Genomic DNA, 16,859 nt, shown 5'->3' with positions numbered 1-16,859 from the left:
CCCCAGCTGCCCGAGGCTCGCCGATCACAGGCCCAACATCTCGATCAACATCTCCACATCACGGGCCACCTCACGCCACCCCCGATCCGCCAGATACACCACGCTTGGCGAAGTAGTGGATGGCCGGTAGTCGAGCGCGAAGGGCATGTCGGGGCCAAGATCCCCCACCAACAGCGACCGCACAGGATCGATGTCGCCGGGGGGTCGCTCGGAGTCAGGCCAGCACACGTACCACTCCCGCACCTCGTCGTCCACGATCTGATCGATCCATCGGAAGTTCGCCCTCATCCGGTCCAACGTCAGAAACTCCGGCTGAACCGCGGGCTCCCCGAACACCGCCACGAAGCGGGAATCGTCGGCGGGAGGCACCCAACGCCCGGCACGGACAGCACGCACAAGTGCGACAGGCACCGGCAACCCGTCGATCTCCACGGGCACGTCCTCGCATGGCAAGTCAGTCATCGCGCGATGCTCCACGCTCCGAACCGCCATCGTCAACGGCTTCTCCCCGTGCACCCAGTCTGCGTGCCCGGTCCAGGAAGGCGGCCACCTCGGCGTCCCGGCCGTCGACCGCTCGGGCGTAGTGCCGGGTCGTGACGCTGGCGTTGGAGTGGCCGAGCCGGCGGGCGGCGACCATGACGCCGTGAGAGTCAGCGACCCAGCTACCGTGCGTCGCCCGAAGGTCATGCGGGATGAGGTCGGTCAGGCCGGCCCGCTCCACCGCGCGATCGAATCGGTACTTCCAGCCGTTGTAGCTCTGCGGCCGGCCCGCGGTCCGCTGCTGCCTGCCGGGGAACAGGAACGCGTCCGGGTCCTGGGGCAACTCGGCCAGGTGCTGACGGAGCCGGTCGACCACGAAGGCCGGCAGGGCAAGTTCTCGGCGCTGGTGACTCTTTGGGGTGTCGATGACCGGACCGCCGGGGAGCTGCGCCACCGACTCGGCCACGGTCACGCGACTGCCGACCAGGTCGATATGCCGGCGACGCAGGCACAGCGCTTCCCCGATCCGCAGTCCGCCGTAGGCGAGGACCAGGACCACGAGTACGAGCGGCCCGCCCAGCATGGGGGGTGGGGCGTGCTGCACCTGACCGGCTCGACGGTGGCCGTGGGCCGAGACTGGGGCGACGGAGACGACACCGCCGAGGACCGAGGGCTCAAGCACCGGGCAAAGGCAGCGACCCGGGATGTACCCGTGCCACCGCCGCTCGTGCGGCTACTCGATCGCCACATCAAGGAGTACCCGCCGGGTTCGAACGGCAAGCTGTTCGTCACGCGGCGCGGCCCCGGTGGGCGGTACGTGCCCACCGCCGGCCAACCCATCCCGAACAACACCTACGGCAAGGCTTGGCGGGACGCGCGGGTAAAGGTGCTCACTCCGGCTCAGCAGCGCTCACCGCTGGCCCGGCGTCCGTACGACCTACGGCACGCTGCCGTGTCGCTCTGGCTCAACGCCGGGGTACCGGCTACCCAGGTCGCCGAGTGGGCCGGGCATAGCGTGCACGTCCTCATGCGGGTCTACGCGAAATGCGTCTACGGCCAGGAGGAAGCCGCGCGGAGAAGGATTGAGGCCGCTTTGGCGCAGGTGGAATGACGGATTCTGACACCTGCCGCCGCCCTCCTCGATCAGGAGGTCCACCCGGCGCGAGTCGGCGTTGAGTGATGCCAGGCGGAGCAGGACAAGGCTAACCTGCGTTTTCCTGCCTCCGCCCGGCGAGACGTCTCGGCCGAAAGTGGCAACCAAGCGGGCTAAAGGGGCGGTCAGGCGGGGACGTGAGGACTCGCCCTAGGGCCCTGGAGCCACCTCTGTCCACCAAACCACTCATTCCGCCACGATCACGTACCGTGGTACGACGTATCCATGGAGTCAGAAGCCACGCCGGCCGCCGCCCCTCCCAAGCTCCGCTTCAACTGCTACCTGTTGCGCCAAGATCTGCCGACGATCGAAGCCGCCCTACGCGCCCCGTACCGCCCAGGTGGCAGAACACCGATGTTGCCCATTCAACCAGCGGGCGGAGCGCCACAGGGAACAGTTGGCTACTTCAGCACCCCGAAACAAAAGGTTCCCCCGTGGGCCAAAGCCCTCTCGCCAATCTTCCCTGAGCTTTCCCAGGCGCAGAACCTATCGAATCGTTTCGTCATTTTCCTTCCAGTCCAGAGTCGATGGTTCGCCGTGTGCTTCGGCTACGGAAGCTCAGCCTTGGAGTGGAGCGCAATTGAGGCAAACTTCGGCCTCCGATTCGCAGCTCGACGCATGAGCCCTAAATCGCTCCGCGAGTTCCGCAGCAGAAGGGTAGGCGCGTCAAATCGTGCTCAAGCGGTGCAACTACCGCTCGGAGGCGACCTGAAGGACCTTGACGTTGGAGCACTAGAGGGCGAATTTGTTCGACGCCTGGCGGGAACACTAGACGAGAGCAACGGAGCCGAGTTCGCCGACGTTGACGCGGTGGCCGCAACCGACGCCATATCCTTCCGAGCCCGCACCGACCTTGAGAAGATCCAAGGAACACTTAGTCGGATGCTCGCCGAAATTGAGGCTGGCACGGCCACCGAGGGACTGAAGTTCGTTGACTCTCTAGAACCACTTCGAGTGAAGAGCGAGCAGACAGCCCAGCTTGATCGTCACCTAGCACAAGCACTCTTCGGGCGGGGTGCATGGCTTTGCTGAGTTCGACGATGAGTTGAGCGGCCTGCAGGACCATCTGCTGGAGTTCTCTTTCCCCGATACACTGACGACAGACGGGATAGACGAAATCCGTCTGTACCGCGGAGAACGATCGACGCTTCTGTCGGAGCCCTCCGTCGCAGGTGTGCGTAACGCACTCAACGAGCTAAAAGGTCGGCTAACGGCACGATCGCTCGACAACATCAAGTTGATGGCGTTCGACAATGAAGGTGAAGCCAAGAGCCCATATATGCCGCTACGCCACTGGCTGATATTTGAGTCGGGCAACGAGGAGCGGCGCTTCATTCTCACACTCGGCCGATGGTTCGCTCTGAATGAGGCGTACACGCACAAGCTCGATGACGACCTAAGCAGAGTCGATGACCTAACAGATGTCCTCAAACCGCCCGCATGGGAGGGCGGGAAAGCAGAGGGCGCATACAACGATGACTTCCAGGACGCCCACTCGGATACCACCATCATCCTCGATAAGGTCAAAATACGGTCAGAAGATGGTGACGAGATCGAAGCATGTGATCTACTTCATCGCGACGGATTCTTGATCCACGTGAAGAACTACAAGAAAAGCCAGACCCTCAGTCACCTGTTCTCCCAGGGTCTCGTTTCCGCGCTTAGCTTGCGCGGCGACTCCGTGTACCGTGACAACTTTCTCCGAGCCGTGCAGGGCATCGACCCAGCCTTCGTACCTATAGCCGAGAAGGCTCCCGAAGTGGTCGTTTATGCGATCGGTGTCCAGAAGGACCGACCAGTACCACTAGGGCTGCCGAGCTTCAGCAAGGTGAACCTGCGCGACTTCGTGAAGCGGGTGCGGGGCACCGGAGCGCGTCCCGCGATCTGTCGGATACAAATCACCGACTCTGCCGGGAGCCCGGAACCCTCTGAGGACGTGCAGACAGTGCCGGTGGAGCAGGCCGAGGTCTCATCCCCCCGTCCCCCCACGCCGAGGAAGGCCGAAGATGGCACGCATCCCAGCCAGACGTAGAACTGGACGCGGCAGGACAGGCGATCATGGCGACACGTATGCGACACGACCGGTGAGACACAGCCGCCCTGAGTGAGAACCAGCGGGACCAACAAGAAGGGCCCCTGACCAGCATCTCTGCTGGTCAGGGGCCCTTCTTTGCACCTGGTGGCGGGTAGAGGATTCGAACCTCTGTAGCTTTCGCGACGGATTTACAGTCCGCTCCCATTGGCCGCTCGGGCAACCCGCCAGGGCGTATCACCGCGTCGGCGACGCGGCGACGGAAGCAAGGATAGCGGCTCCCCCCGCCGCCGACGCAACCGGGTACCGTCAGAGGGTCGTACCGCTGGTCAGCGGTCGACGGCACCAGAGACCGCCGGACAGCAGGAGCATGAGCATGGCAGCGAACCCGTCGTTCGACATCGTGAGCAAGGTCGACCGCCAGGAGGTCGACAACGCCCTCCGCCAGGCGGAGAAGGAGCTCGCGACTCGATTCGACTTCCGGGGGACCGGCGCCGAGATCTCCTGGTCGGGTGAGGAGGCGATCTCCCTTCAGGCCGAGACGGAGGAGCGCGTGCGGGCCGCCCTCGACGTCTTCAAGGAGAAGCTGGTCAAGCGGAACATCTCGCTGAAGTCCCTGGACGCGGGTGACCCGCGCCCGTCGGGCAAGGTGTTCAAGATCGACGCCAAGGTCATCCAGGGGATCGACTCGGACAAGGCCAAGGCGATCAGTAAGAAGATCCGCGACGAGGGCCCGAAGGGCGTCCAGGCCCAGATCCAGGGCGACCAGCTCCGGGTCACCGGCAAGAAGAAGGACGACCTCCAGGCCGTCATCGCGATGCTCAAGGGCGAGGACTTCGGCGTCGCCCTCCAGTTCACGAACTACAGGTAAGGCAGCCCCGGCCGGCCCGGTCACCGCGTCGGCCACGCCTTGCTACCTGGGCAGATGTCGTCACCAGTGGTCGTTGTTGGTCGCTCTCGATCGACCTCTGACGGCCTGGTGACGGCCTGGGCCTGGCCCTCGTCGACCCCTTGACCCCCAGGCAACCAACACGGATCCGGTGACCTGCACTTTCACAGGCCTGAGCTGCCGGACGGGTCCTCCGCTGTCCATGCTCGTCCGTCGACATCCAACCCGATCGTCACCCGGTTAGTCAGTCAGCTAGATCGAGCCATCCTCCACCTTGCTGAGGATCATGTCGACGTCACCGGAGCGGATCATCTCTCCCAGGGCCGCCACCATCGCCCTGACGCCGGGTCTTGGAACGATGACCAAGGCGGAGCACCAGAAGTACTGACCGCCGCCAGCCTCCGCATCGGTCGCCCCGGTCGTCACCCAGTTGGTCACTCAGGCGACCGGTTCCTGCGTCGTCACAGGTCTTCATCGTCTTCGTCTGGTGGCAGGTCGGTCTGCCACCAGATCCGCATCAGGTACTGCTCGATGCCGGAGTGCTGTCGTTGCAGGTCGGCGACGCGTTCATCGTCGCCGTTAGTACCCATCACCTTCAGAATCTCGTAGCGCGCCCTGTCGGCCTGCTCACGCCCGCGATGAAACAGCACGACCGCATACCGCCCGGGCCCCTTGGGCGGGTCAATGCCAGTAATGGCCGTGCCGAAGATGTCGCCAACCTGCAAATTCCCCGTGGGACAGTCCAGGTCGAACGTCAGGGGACCCGCCCACCCGTGCGCGCACAGGTCATCATCGGGGGCCTCGTCCCAGATCTCCACGTCGGCTCGTACCCTTATGAGGTCCTGGCTCACGACGATGTAGATCTCGTATCCGGTGCTGGCTGCCACATTCTTGTTGGCCTCGCTGATCGCGGCCGATGAATTCACGGCGGCGTCGCAGTAGACGTCGCGTAGAACGACCATCCGGTACTCCGGACTTAACGTCAGGCCGTGGCGGCTGTGCCGGGTCGGCATGGTTGCCCTCCTACGAACGGTCGACAGCGCAATACCCTTACCCCGAGCACAACAGCACCTTCCGGAATATCTTGCCATCCCGTCTGCCGCCGACCCGCCCTCCTGGGGAGCGGGCCACCGCCCGGCCCGCCACGTCAATCGGACCTTGACGCACGTTCGGACGCTGGCGGGTCGGGCGGTGGTCTGCTCGGCTCGCCCGGGTCGTCGGCTGGCGGGATGGCCCTGCGCAACCACCCACGGCCGCAACGCGCGGACGGAGCCCCGGCCATCCTGGAGTCGTTGCGCCCCCGCCGGAGGCGCACTGACCGCGACCGGTTCGCCGCCTCGACCCGCCGCGTGGACCCGGCGTGCCCTCCCCTGCGCCGCGTCGCTCGGACGCGGCGCGGCCGGCTGCCGGCCCGCGAACCTCAACCACTCCCAGACCGGTCCGTCTGCAGCGGCCCCGGGCTTCCCGCCCTCCGCGCCAGCCGCCGGGCGTCCGGCGTGACGGCCGCAGAGCGACAGCGGCAGCAGCCGGCGCGCGCCCAGGTGGCGGCGCGTGCGGCCCGTTGCGGGCCGCCTTGACGAGCACTTACCGTGTCGTCGCCTACAGCAACGTCGCCACGATCCTTAACGCGGCTGTCGACGACGGGCGCATCGCTCGCAACCCATGTCACGCGAAGACAGTCCGGCCACCGAAGGTGCCGCCTCGCAAGGTGGTGCCCTGGTCTCAGGAACAGGTGCTTGCCATTCGGGCCGGCCTGCCGGCGCGCTATCGGGTCGCCGTCGATCTGGGTGCGGGCTGCGGCCTTCGCCAAGGCGAGGTGCTGGCCCTAGCCGTGGATGACATCGACTTCCTCAAGGGCACTCTGCACGTCGTGCGGCAGTTGAAGATCGTGGGTAGCCGGCTCGTCTACGCGCTGGCTAAGGGACGCAAGACACGCGATATCCCGCTGCCCGGGTCTGTTGGCGCTGCGCTCACTCGTCACCTGGCTGAGTTCCCTCCGGTACCTGTGACGCTGCCGTGGGAGGTGCCCGCCGGCCCTCCGGTCACGGTCAACCTGGTCGTTCACGGGCGCACGAATGTCGCGATGGACCGCCACACCTTCAACCGGGATTACTGGCATCCCGCTCTGACGGCCGCCGGCATTCAGTCTTCCCGGGCTACCGGGATGCACGCCCTACGGCACTTCTACGCCTCGGTCCTGCTGGATGCTGGGGAGAGCGTCAAGGCGCTGTCGGAGTACCTGGGACACTCCGACCCGGGCTTCACCCTGCGCACCTACACGCACCTCATGCCCACCAGCGAGGACCGCACGCGGCGCGCTGTCGACCGGGTGCTCGGGTCACCCTCGGACGGCCTGGCAACGGCCTAGCCGCGATCATGGCGGCATTTTGGCTGTTAGCGGGCGGTACCTCTCCAGTTCACGAACTACCGGTAAGCGGACCGGGCAGGCGGCCGCGACGGCGCCTCGGCACGGTCGTCACCAGCGCTCGCCGTCGCTCGGCAGTGGTCGACTCACGGCGACCTGGTGACGGCCGGGCGACGGCTCGCTGCGGCCCGCGCTCGATAGCTGCGGGCGTACGGTGAAGGTGGCGGAGGGGCGGCGATGATCCCGACACTGATCCTGTACGGCCTGGTGACCGGCCGCTGGTGGCGACTGTCCCTGGTCTCCGCCGCTCTGCTCTGGCCGGCGCTGCTGCTCGCGGGCGACATCGTGACGGTCGGGCCGGGGCTCCTCGGGGCCGCCGCGCTCGCCGTCGCCAACACGGCGGTGGGCGTCCTGATCCACCAGGGCGTCCGGTGGGTGGTGCGGAGACTGCGCCGCCCCGCGTCGGCGCCGCCCGCCTGAGGGCACCGGGACACCTCACCTGTTGAAGATCAACAGCAGCACCGCCGTCAGGATGGCGCTGAGCAGCAGGGATCCCAGGCACCCCACCCGGTTCGAGAAGAAGAGGAACACGTCCGCTCGGGTACCCGGCCGGGCGCCCGCCACGCCCCCGCCGGGCGGGAACCGTCAGGCGGGCACCGGCTCCTCGACGCGTACGGACGAGGCCTCCGCGCGGGCGATGGGGCCGGCGGGCAGCCCGGCGACCCCGGCCCCGACGGCGACCGCACCGCCCGCGAACAGGAACGCCCACGGCACGCCACCGGCGTGGTCGACGATCAGCCCGGCCACCGCGCCGCCGGCCGCGCTCGCCGCGACCGACATGGTGACCACCCAGGTGTACGCCTCGTTCAGCATGCCCGCCGGGGCGATCCGGCCGACCAGGGTGTTCTCCAGGGTGAGCGCCGGCGCGATGGTGGCCCCACCGATGACCAGCGCGGTGCCCAGCGCCAGCGGGGTGGGCATCACCGCGAAGACCGCGAAGGTGCCGGCCAGCGCCGCGAGCAGCCACGCGAACTGGCGGGTCATGTTGACCGCCGGCTTGCGCACGCCGAACCAGAACCCGCCGATCGCGCTGCCGACGCCCCAGACCGCCAGGAGCACGCCGGCCAGGCTCTCCGCGTCGCCGCCGCGGTAGTCGTCGGCGAAAGCGGGCACGATCACCCCGGCGGCGCCGAACGCGATGCCGAGGCAGGCCACGCAGACCAGCAGGGCCGGGAAGCCGGCGACCCGCAGCGGGCCGAGCCCTCGGGCGTGGTGTTCCCGCGAGTGGGGCTGCCATCCGCGCATGACCCGGCCGAGCGCCACCGCCGTGGTGCCGACGAGGGTGACGACCGCGGCTCCGACCAGCGCGGCGGCCGCGTCGGCGAAGAGCACGAAGCCGGCGACCAGCAGCGGGCCGAGCACGAAGACGATCTCGAAGAGGGAGGTCTCCGCCGCGAGCGCGGTGTTGCGCAGGTGGTACCGGCCGGACGCGGGCGCCGTGAGGTCGTTCCAGGCACCGCGGATCGCGGCGGTGAGCGGCGGGTAGGTGGCACCGGCGACCCCGGCGGCCAGATAGATCGCGACCAGGCCGTCGGCGCCGGAGCGGCTGGCCAGTAGCAGGCCGGTGAGCGCGAGCGGGTGGGCGACGGCGGTGGCGAGCAGCACCGGGCTGGGGCCGATGCGGTCGGCGATCCGCCCGGCCACGGGGCTCAGCGCGGCACCCGCGACGGCGTAGATCCCGCCCGCGACGGCGGCCAGGGAGTAGCGGCCGGTGACCTGCTCGACGACCAGTAGCAGCGCCAGGGGTGTCATGCCGATCCCGAGCCGGCCGATGATGCCGGTGACCAGCAGCATCGGCGCGCCGGGAATCCGCCAGACGCCGAGATACTGGCGCAGAGCCGCCACACGATCCTCCCAGGGATGTAATGAGCGTGGAGTCGTTTAGACCATAACGCCGACGATCGTGGGCAGGAAGCGGATATTGCCCCCGACACAGCACCGCGCCCGCCCCGTGCGGGGCGGGCGCGGTGACCGGTGTCCGTGGGGTCAGCGCAGGTACTGCACCGGGCCGGTGTTGCGGGCCATCTGCTCCAGCCGGGCCACCCGGTCCTCCATCCGCGGGTGCGTGGAGAACAGCGCCGCGACGCCGCCGCCCCGGAACGGGTTGGCGATCATCAGGTGGGCGGTGCTGGTCAGGTTGCCCTGGGCCGGCAGCGGTCGCCGCCGCGCCACCGCGTCGATCTTCCGCAGCGCGCTGGCCAGGGCCAGCGGGTCGCGGGTCAGCGAGGCGCCGGAGGCGTCGGCCTGGAACTCACGGCTGCGGCTGATCGCCAGCTGGATGATCGACGCGGCGATCGGCCCCAGGATGATGGTGAGCAGCAGCACGGCCGGGTTCGGAGCGTCCTCGTCGTCACCGCTGGTCAGCGGGATGAACCAGGCGATGTTGGCCAGGGTGGTGATGATGCCGGCCAGACCGGCCGCCACGCTGGAGATGAGGATGTCCCGGTTGTAGACGTGGGACAGCTCGTGCCCGATCACGCCGCGCAGCTCGCGGTAGTCGAGGATCTCGGTGATGCCCTGGGTGACGCAGACGGCGGCGTGCTGCGGGTTGCGGCCCGTGGCGAACGCGTTCGGCTGCGCGGTGGGGCTGACGTAGAGACGCGGCATCGGCTGCCGGGCCTCGGTCGCCAGCTCGCGGACCATCTGGTACAGCTCGGGGAACTGTGCCTCGCTGACCGGTTGCGCCCGCATCGCCCGCAGGGCGAGCTTGTCGGAGTAGAAGTAGCTGATGCCGTTCATCAGCAGTGAGATGATGACGGCGATCACCAGACCACCACTGCCGCCGAACCAGTAGCCCACACCGAGGATCAGCGCGGTGAGCAGACCGAGCAGCGCGGCGGTCTTGAGACGGTTGTGGTGCACGATCACTCCTTCGGTGCACGGGTCGCCGGGACCCGTCGACCGGTTCAACACACCGGTACCCGTCAACCATCCGCGATATGGCTGAGAATTCGCTGGGAGCGCACCCAGTCACCCTCGACGGCCCCTGACCGGGACCTCTGGCGCCGGGGGCCGCCGTCAGCGCGCGGCGAGGTCGAGCACGAGCTGCGGGGCGAACCCGACCACCACGGCGGCCACGGTCGCCACGGCCAGCACGACCGCCACCACCCGGCCCGCGGCCACCACGGAACCGGCCGTCGCGGGCCCCGGCGTCGCCGGGCCGAGCGCGGCGGCATCGGGGAGGCCGGCCTCGGGAGGCGCGTAGAGGCCGGCGGTCAGCCGCAGGTAGTAAGCCAGGCCGATGACCGCGTTCACCGCCACCACGAGCGCGAGCCAGCCCGCGCCGCCGTCGAGCAGCGAGCGGACCACGGTCACCTTCGCGAACAGACCCGCCAGGCCCGGCGGCAACCCGGCCAACCCGATCAGGGCCAGCCCGAGACCGGCGCCGAGCCACGGGTGGCGCCGGGCCGCCCCGCGCAGGTCGGCCAGGGCGCCACCGTCGGCGTCCGCCGGGCGCAGGGCGGTCACCCCGGCGAAGGCCGCGAGTTCCAGCAGCACGAAGAAGACGGCGTACGCGAGCGCGGCCGCGTACGCGCCGGCCCGGGCGTCACCGGTGCGGCCGGCGGCGAGCGCCAACGCGCCCAGCGGGGCGAGGATGTAGCCGGCCTGGGCCACCGACGACCAGGCGAGCAGCCGGACCGTCCGCCGCTGGCGCAGCGCCACCAGGTTGCCGACCGTCATCGTGAGCACCGCGAGCAGGGCGAGCACCGGGCCGGACAGGTCGGCCGGCAGCGCGGCCGTCACCACCGCGAGCAGCGCCACCACGCCACCGAGCTTCGACGCCGTCGACAGGTACGCGGCCACCGGCAACGGCGCGCCGTCGTAGGTGGCGGGCGCCCAGGCGTGGAACGGCACGGCCGCCACCTTGAACGCGAGCCCGAGCAGCAGCAGCGCGCCCGCCACCGTGGTCAGCGGCAGGTCCCGCAGCTCCGGCCGCTCGGCGAGGAGCGCGCCGAGCCGCCCCAGGTGCAGCTCGCCGGTGACCGCGTAGAGCAGTGCCGCGCCGAGCAGGCTCACCGTGGTCGCCACCACGCTGACCACGAAGAACGTGACCGCCGCCTCGGCGCTGGCGAGGCTGCCCCGGCGCAGCCCGACGAGCACGTACAGCGGCAGGGTGAGCGTCTCCAGCGCGACGATCAGGGTGATCAGGTCGCCGGCCGCGCCGAGCACCACGCCGCCGGTCATCGCGCAGGCGAGCAGGAAGCAGTACTCCCCCACCGGCGCCCGGCCGGCCCGCAGGTGCCCGCCGGAGAGGCCGAGCACGCCGAGGGTGAGCAGCGCGAAGAGCGCGCCGACGAGGACCGCGCGGCCGCCCAGGACGTACGAGCAGTCACCCGCGACGCAGAACGTGCGCCGCTCGCCGCCGGCACCCACGACCGCCGCGCCGAGCGCGGTCGCGAGCGCGCCCAGCGCCGCCACCGCCAGCGTGGCCCGGGGGCGGGCCACCATCAGGTCGACGACCAGCACCAGCACAGCGGTGCCGGCCGCCAGGTACGCCGGCAGCAGCGCCACGTGGTCGACGCTCTGCACCACGCTCCCGCTCACCGCTGCTCCTCCACCGTCGTGGCCCGGCGTCCCGCCGGCCGACCGCTCATCGGAGCACCTCCACGAGGGCGGCCACCGGAGCCTCGGCGACGCCGAGCACCAGCGCCGGCGCGAGCCCGATCGCCAGCGCCAGCAGCACCAGCGGCGTCCAGGCGGTCACCTCGGCGCCGGCCAGCCGGGGGCCGAGCCGTCCGACCGCCGGGCTTGGCCGCCCGTGGGTGACCTGACGCAGCAGGCGCAGGAAGTACGCGGCGGTGAGCGCCCCGCCCACCGCGGCCAGCACGCCGAGGGTCGTCCAGAGCGGTCCGCCCACCTCGATCGCGGCGATCACCGCGAACGCCTCGCCCCAGAAGCCCGCCAGCCCGGGCAGCCCGAGTGAGGCGACCGCCGCGAAGCCGAGCAGCCCGGCGAGCCGGGGCGCGGTCTCCCGCATTCCGGACAGCTCGGCGAGCACCCCCGTGTGCGTACGGTCCTTCACCGCCCCGGCCACGAAGAACAGCAGCCCGGTGATCACGCCGTGGGCGACGTTGCCGATCAGCGCGGCCTTGATGCCGGTGGTGGTGAGCGTGGCGACGCCGAGCAGCACGAAGCCCATGTGCCCCACGCTGGAGTAGGCGATGAGCCGCTTCAGCTCGTCCTGCGCGAGGCAGACCAGCGCGCCGACCAGGATGGCCGCGACGGCGAGCACCCCGAGCACGGGCGCCGCCCAGCGGGCGCCCTCCGGGGCGACGCCCACGGCCACCCGGATCAGCCCGTACGTGCCCATCTTCAGCAGCACCCCGGCGAGCACCACGCTGCCCACGGTGGGCGCCTGGGTGTGCGCGTCCGGCAGCCAGGAGTGCAGCGGCCACAGTGGGCTCTTCACCGCGAACGCCAGCGCGAGCAGGGTGAACGCGAACAGCTGCGTGCCCCGGGAGAGCCCGGCACCGCCGGTGAGCGCCACGATGTCGGCGGTGCCGGCCGCGGCGACCACCACGTAGACCCCGACCAGCAGCAGCACCGAGCCGAAGAGCGTGTAGAGCGCGAACTTGCGGGCCGCCCGCCGCCGGTCCGCGCCGCCCCACCCGGCGATGACCGCGTACATGGGCAGCAGCACGACCTCGAAGAAGAGGAAGAAGAGGACCAGGTCGAGGGCGAGGAACGTGCCGAGGATGCCCACCTCGACGACCAGCAGCAGCGCGACCAGCGCCCGGCCGCTGCCGCCCGCCGGCACCTTCCCGAGCGTGTACCCGCAGCAGAGCAGGGTCAGCAGCGCGGTCAGCACCACCAGCGGGTAGGAGATCCCGTCCACGCCGAGATGGAACCGCAGGTCGAGCCCGGGCACCCAGGGCAGGTCGAGCTGGTGCCAGGGGCGTACCGCCGGGGCGGACGCCGACCAGGCGAACCAGCCCCGGTCACCGGCGGCGAGCGGCACCGCGGCCAGCAGGGTGAGGCCGGCGGCCACCGTGCCGATCAGCCGGGCCGCCCGGTCGGCCGGCGTGGCGACGACCGCCACCGCACCGAGCGCCGGCACCACCAGGACCGCGACGAGCAGGAACTCACCGACACTCACGGCGCCACCTCGGCTCGCCACCGCGGCGCTCGCACGCCCCGCCCACTCCTCGCCATCACGGCGGCGACCCGGTCGGCCGACCCCGGAAGGCCCGCGCGCACGGCGCCCGCCCGGTCGCCCGGCCGCGGGAGGCGCGCGCTCACGGCACCCCTCCGATCAACGCGGCCGCGAGCCCGATCAGCAGCGCGCCCGCCAGCACCCCGGCCGCCGCCCGGGGCAGCGCCGCGCGGTGCAGCGCGGCCAGCCCCGCACCGAGACCGGACGCGGCCCGCCCGCTCCCCTCGACAGCGCCGTCGACGACCCGCTCGTCGCCCGCGCGCACCCCACGGGCGAGCGCCCGGACGGGGCGTACGACCAGGGCGTGCTGGACGTCGTCGAGCCGGAACGCACGGGCGAACACCGGCCGCAGCGGACCCAGCGCGGCCGCCGGGTCGGCGGCCGGGTCGCGCCGCCAGCGCGCCCAGGCGAGGCCGGCCCCGAGCACGACGAGCGCGAGCGGCAACAGCACGGACGGCGCGAGGTGGACCAGCGGCTCGGCCGGCAGAAGATTCGAGGGCTGCTCCGGCGTGGCCGGCGGCGACGGCTGGAGCCGGTCGGCGAACGGGCCGGCGAAGCCGGCGAACCCGAGCAGCGCCGCCGGCACCGCGAGCAGCAGCACCGGCCACCGCAGGGTGCCGGGCGGGTCGTGCGGGTGGGCGAGCGGGGACCGGCCCGCGCCGAGGAAGGCGCGCAGCAGGAGCCGGGTGGCGTACCAGGCGGTGAGGGCGACGCCGACCAGCCCGGCGAGCCAGACCAGCCAGCCCACCCAGGCCGGGGTGGGGCCGTCGCCGTCCAGCGCGGCCGACTGCGCCGCCGCGAGGACGCCGTCCTTGCTCCAGAAACCGGCGAGCGGCGGCAGCCCCGCCAGCGCGCCGAGCCCGACCACCGTGCACCAGAAGGTGACCGGCATGCTTCCCCGCAGCCCACCCATCCGCGACATCAGCGTGGTGCCCACGGCGTGGATCACCGCGCCGGCGGCGAGGAAGAGCAGCGCCTTGAACGCGGCGTGGGTGAGCAGGTGGAACAGCGCGGCGCCCGGGGCGCCGACGGCGAGCGCACCGGTCATGTAACCGATCTGCGAGACCGTCGACCAGGCGAGCACGCGCTTGATGTCGTCCTGCGCGGTGGCCGCGAGCGCGCCGAGCAGCAGGGTGACGGTGCCGAGGACACCGAGGACGGTCAGCGCGACCGGCGCGGCCTCGAACAGCGGATAGAGCCGGGCGACCGCGTACACGCCGGCCGCGACCATGGTGGCGGCGTGGATGAGCGCGCTGATCGGCGTCGGGCCGGCCATCGCGTCGGGCAGCCAGGTGTGCAGCGGGAACTGGGCGCTCTTGCCGGCCACGCCCGCCAGCAGCAACAGGCAGGCGGCGGTGAGGGTGCCCGAGGAGTGCTCGTGCGCCAGCACGTCGGCGATCCGGAAGCTGCCCGCCGAGATGCCGAGCAGCGCGATGCCGAGCAGGAAACCGACGTCACCCACCCGGGTGACGAGGAAGGCCTTCACCGCGGCGGCGGGAGCCTCGGGCAGCCGGCGGTCGTGGGCGATGAGCAGGTACGAGCAGATGCCCATCACCTCCCAGCCCACGAGCAGCAGGAGCAGGTCGCCGGACACCACCACGAGCAGCATGGCGGCGGTGAAGAGGCTGATCTGCGCGGCGTACGGCGGGTAACGGTGGTCCACGTCGACGTCGTCGTGCGGGCCGCGCTTGAGGTAGCCGATCGAGTAGACCTGCACGGCCAGCGCGACCGCGCCGACCGCCACCGCGACCAGCGCGGCGGCCCCGTCCAGCCGGACGCCGAGGGTGACCCGCAGACCGCCGAGGTCGACCCACGTGGTCGACGCCTCGACCGGCGCGTCCAGCGTGGCCAGCAGCGCGACCGCGAGCGCCAGCGCAACGGCCGCACCGGTCACGCCGAGGGCGATCGCGGCCCGCCGGGCCGGCTGCTCGGCACCGGCGGCCCGACCGCGCGGGGACGGCGGCAGCAGCAGCCCGAGCAGGCCCGTCGCCAGCGGCACGGCCGGCAGCAGCACACCGAGCAGGCTCGTGGTGCTCACCGCGCCTCCCCCGGGCCGGCCGCGCCCGCGCCGCCCGCCGGACCGGACGCACCGGCCGGGCCCACCGGGGCACCGACGGTGGCCGGCGACGGCGGCTCGGTCAGCGGCACGTCGTCCACGGCCACACTGGCCCGCAGCCGGTAGAGCTGGAGCACGATGGCCAGCCCGACCCCGACCTCGGCTGCGGCCAGCACGATGACGAAGAGCGCGAAGACCTGGCCGCCGTGCGGCAGCGCCGCCCGCACCGTGGTGTCGGCGGTGACCAGGATCAGGTTGACGGCGTTGAGCATCAGCTCGACGGCCATCAGCACGAGCACCGCGTTGCGGCGGCGCAGCACGCCGTACGCCCCGAGCCCGAACAGCAGCGCCGCGGTGACGTACGGGATGACGGGCCTCACCGGGTCGCCTCCGTGCCCCGCCGCGCCCGCTCCGGCGGGCCGGCGCCCGGTTGCCCCGGCCCCGGCCGCCCGATGTCCGGCCGGGAGAGCACCACCGCCCCGACCAGCGCGGAGAGCAGCAGCACCGAGAGCACCTCGAACGGGAGGACCCAGCTGCGGAAGATCTCCCCACCGATCCGCTCGGCCGTGCCCGCCGCGGGCAGCTCCACGGTCGTCCACCGGTACGCGTCGGCGAGCAGCGCGGCCAGGCCCAGGCCGACCCCGCCGCCGATCAGCGCGGCCGGCCAGCCGGGCCGGTCCAGGTCGTCGGAGGCGCCGATCGGCGCGCGGGTGAGCATCACGGCGAACAGCAGCAGCACCACCACCGCGCCGACGTAGATGAGCACCTGCACCCAGGCCACCAGCTCGGCGGTGAGCACCAGGTAGTCGCCGGCCAGCGCGCCCAGGCACACCACGAGGTAGAGACCGGCGCGGACGAGGTGCTTCGTGGTCACCACCAGCACACCCGAGCCGACCGCCACCGCGCCGAGCGCGAGCAGCAGCACGTCCGCACCGGTCATGTGGCGGCCTCGCCGGACGGGCCCGGCGCGGGGCGTACGGCCGGGGTGGTCGGCCGGGCGGCGGGGGCCGCGGCCTTGCGGGCGGCGCTCGTCTCCTCCTTGGCCGGCTCGCCGTTCGGGTCGTGCGCGGGCGGCGGCGGGACGGTGCCCATCCACTGCCCGAGGTGGTCCTTGTCGTGCAGCAGGTCCTTGATGTCGTACTCGGCGTACTCGAACTCGGGCGACCAGTAGAGGGCGTCGAACGGGCAGACCTCGACGCAGATGCCGCAGTACATGCAGAGCGAGAAGTCGATGTCGAACCGGTCGAGCACGTTGCGCTGGCGGGGACGGGCGGCGCCGGGCACCGCCACCTCCTCCTTGTGGGAGTCGATGTAGATGCACCAGTCCGGACACTCGCGGGCGCAGAGCATGCAGACGGTGCAGTTCTCCTCCAGCAGCGCGATCACGCCACGGGACCGGGGCGGCAGCTCGGGGGCCACGTCCGGGTACTGCTGCGTCGTCGACCGCCGGGTCATCGTCTTCAGCGTGACCGCGAGCCCCTTCACCAGGCCCGCGCCCGGCAGGCCACGGTCACCGGCGTCCCCGGCCGGCGCGCTGCGCTCGCTGCGGTCACTCATGCGGACCATCCTGCCCTGTGCTCCCGGCGCGCGCGACCACCCCCCGTCGGTCGGCGGCGGCACCGAACGGGGCCGCGCCGGGCGGAGCCGGGCAGCCACGACACCCTGCCGCC

General features: G+C 71.3%; 17 protein-coding genes, 1 tRNA gene and 1 pseudogene. 6 read left to right on the top strand and 13 right to left on the bottom strand.

Annotated features, from left to right (window positions below; translation table 11 throughout):
• Window positions 1-24 precede the first annotated feature (24 nt).
• Together SM573_RS08990 and SM573_RS08985 are read right to left on the bottom strand one after the other, a co-directional pair.
• Entirely contained in the window at window positions 25-462 is a 438-nt protein-coding gene (locus tag SM573_RS08990) for a hypothetical protein (RefSeq protein WP_474615894.1), read from the bottom strand.
• The gene (locus SM573_RS08985) at window positions 455-1,063 is read right to left on the bottom strand and encodes a site-specific integrase (protein WP_474611093.1); all 609 of its coding nucleotides are present in this window, start codon (window positions 1,061-1,063) and stop codon (window positions 455-457) included. The genes SM573_RS08990 and SM573_RS08985 overlap by 8 nt, the downstream gene beginning before the upstream one ends.
• Here SM573_RS08985 and SM573_RS08980 point away from each other — a divergent pair.
• The 3 genes and pseudogenes from SM573_RS08980 to SM573_RS08970 form a co-directional block, all read left to right on the top strand.
• Window positions 1,031-1,656: pseudogene (locus SM573_RS08980) on the top strand (integrase); the annotation flags it as partial. The gene SM573_RS08985 and the pseudogene SM573_RS08980 overlap by 33 nt on opposite strands.
• Window positions 1,657-1,858: 202 nt before the next feature.
• Complete coding sequence (locus SM573_RS08975; protein WP_474615893.1) at window positions 1,859-2,665, top strand: DUF6119 family protein; 807 nt, start codon at window positions 1,859-1,861, stop codon at window positions 2,663-2,665.
• A complete protein-coding gene (locus tag SM573_RS08970) occupies window positions 2,649-3,665 on the top strand; it encodes a DUF6119 family protein (protein WP_474615892.1) in 1,017 nt (338 codons plus the stop codon). Before SM573_RS08975 ends, SM573_RS08970 begins: the two co-directional genes overlap by 17 nt.
• Before the next feature lie 145 nt (window positions 3,666-3,810).
• Here SM573_RS08970 and SM573_RS08965 read toward each other — a convergent pair.
• Window positions 3,811-3,894, bottom strand: a tRNA-Tyr gene (locus SM573_RS08965).
• A 147-nt stretch (window positions 3,895-4,041) separates the two neighbouring features.
• On the opposite strand from SM573_RS08965, the gene SM573_RS08960 reads away from it, so the two are divergent.
• Window positions 4,042-4,536 carry a YajQ family cyclic di-GMP-binding protein gene (locus SM573_RS08960; RefSeq protein WP_474611095.1) on the top strand — a complete coding sequence of 165 codons (495 nt, stop codon included), beginning with the start codon at window positions 4,042-4,044 and terminating at the stop codon, window positions 4,534-4,536.
• A gap of 270 nt (window positions 4,537-4,806) precedes the next feature.
• Here the strand turns inward: SM573_RS08960 and SM573_RS08955 are convergent, their stop codons facing one another.
• On the bottom strand, window positions 4,807-4,992 hold the full coding sequence (locus SM573_RS08955) for a hypothetical protein (RefSeq protein ID WP_474611096.1): 186 nt from the start codon (window positions 4,990-4,992) through the stop codon (window positions 4,807-4,809).
• 23 nt (window positions 4,993-5,015) lie between these two features.
• Window positions 5,016-5,567, bottom strand: coding sequence for a hypothetical protein (locus SM573_RS08950; protein ID WP_474615891.1), 552 nt, complete (start codon window positions 5,565-5,567; stop codon window positions 5,016-5,018).
• Window positions 5,568-6,127: 560 nt separating this feature from the next.
• On the opposite strand from SM573_RS08950, the gene SM573_RS08945 reads away from it, so the two are divergent.
• Window positions 6,128-6,922 carry a tyrosine-type recombinase/integrase gene (locus SM573_RS08945; protein ID WP_474615890.1) on the top strand — a complete coding sequence of 265 codons (795 nt, stop codon included), beginning with the start codon at window positions 6,128-6,130 and terminating at the stop codon, window positions 6,920-6,922.
• A 234-nt stretch (window positions 6,923-7,156) separates the two neighbouring features.
• Window positions 7,157-7,399: a hypothetical protein gene (locus SM573_RS08940; protein ID WP_474611099.1), complete on the top strand. Its 243-nt coding sequence runs from the start codon at window positions 7,157-7,159 to the stop codon at window positions 7,397-7,399.
• 165 nt (window positions 7,400-7,564) lie between these two features.
• Here the strand turns inward: SM573_RS08940 and SM573_RS08935 are convergent, their stop codons facing one another.
• The 8 genes from SM573_RS08935 to SM573_RS08900 all read right to left on the bottom strand — a co-directional run bounded on the left by SM573_RS08935 (window position 7,565) and on the right by SM573_RS08900 (window position 16,755).
• Window positions 7,565-8,824, bottom strand: coding sequence for an MFS transporter (locus tag SM573_RS08935; protein ID WP_474611100.1), 1,260 nt, complete (start codon window positions 8,822-8,824; stop codon window positions 7,565-7,567).
• A gap of 141 nt (window positions 8,825-8,965) precedes the next feature.
• Complete coding sequence (htpX, locus tag SM573_RS08930) at window positions 8,966-9,841, bottom strand: zinc metalloprotease HtpX (RefSeq protein WP_474611101.1); 876 nt, start codon at window positions 9,839-9,841, stop codon at window positions 8,966-8,968.
• Between the two features lie 156 nt (window positions 9,842-9,997).
• Complete coding sequence (locus tag SM573_RS08925; protein WP_474611102.1) at window positions 9,998-11,524, bottom strand: NADH-quinone oxidoreductase subunit N; 1,527 nt, start codon at window positions 11,522-11,524, stop codon at window positions 9,998-10,000.
• Between the two features lie 46 nt (window positions 11,525-11,570).
• Window positions 11,571-13,076 carry a complex I subunit 4 family protein gene (locus SM573_RS08920; RefSeq protein WP_474611103.1) on the bottom strand — a complete coding sequence of 502 codons (1,506 nt, stop codon included), beginning with the start codon at window positions 13,074-13,076 and terminating at the stop codon, window positions 11,571-11,573.
• Between the two features lie 139 nt (window positions 13,077-13,215).
• Window positions 13,216-15,171 (bottom strand): NADH-quinone oxidoreductase subunit 5 family protein, encoded by a 1,956-nt coding sequence (locus SM573_RS08915; RefSeq protein ID WP_474611104.1) that lies wholly within the window; start codon window positions 15,169-15,171, stop codon window positions 13,216-13,218.
• Window positions 15,168-15,569 carry an NADH-quinone oxidoreductase subunit NuoK gene (gene nuoK / locus SM573_RS08910; protein WP_474611105.1) on the bottom strand — a complete coding sequence of 134 codons (402 nt, stop codon included), beginning with the start codon at window positions 15,567-15,569 and terminating at the stop codon, window positions 15,168-15,170. Before nuoK ends, SM573_RS08915 begins: the two co-directional genes overlap by 4 nt.
• The gene (locus tag SM573_RS08905; protein WP_474611106.1) at window positions 15,566-16,129 is read right to left on the bottom strand and encodes an NADH-quinone oxidoreductase subunit J family protein; all 564 of its coding nucleotides are present in this window, start codon (window positions 16,127-16,129) and stop codon (window positions 15,566-15,568) included. The genes nuoK and SM573_RS08905 overlap by 4 nt, the downstream gene beginning before the upstream one ends.
• Window positions 16,126-16,755 carry a NuoI/complex I 23 kDa subunit family protein gene (locus SM573_RS08900; RefSeq protein WP_474611107.1) on the bottom strand — a complete coding sequence of 210 codons (630 nt, stop codon included), beginning with the start codon at window positions 16,753-16,755 and terminating at the stop codon, window positions 16,126-16,128. Before SM573_RS08900 ends, SM573_RS08905 begins: the two co-directional genes overlap by 4 nt.
• Window positions 16,756-16,859: the final 104 nt, after the last annotated feature.

Source organism: Micromonospora xinjiangensis (assembly GCF_056150165.1).
Note: the sequence above shows the minus strand (reverse complement) of the source record. Positions and strands in the feature narration are given on the sequence as shown.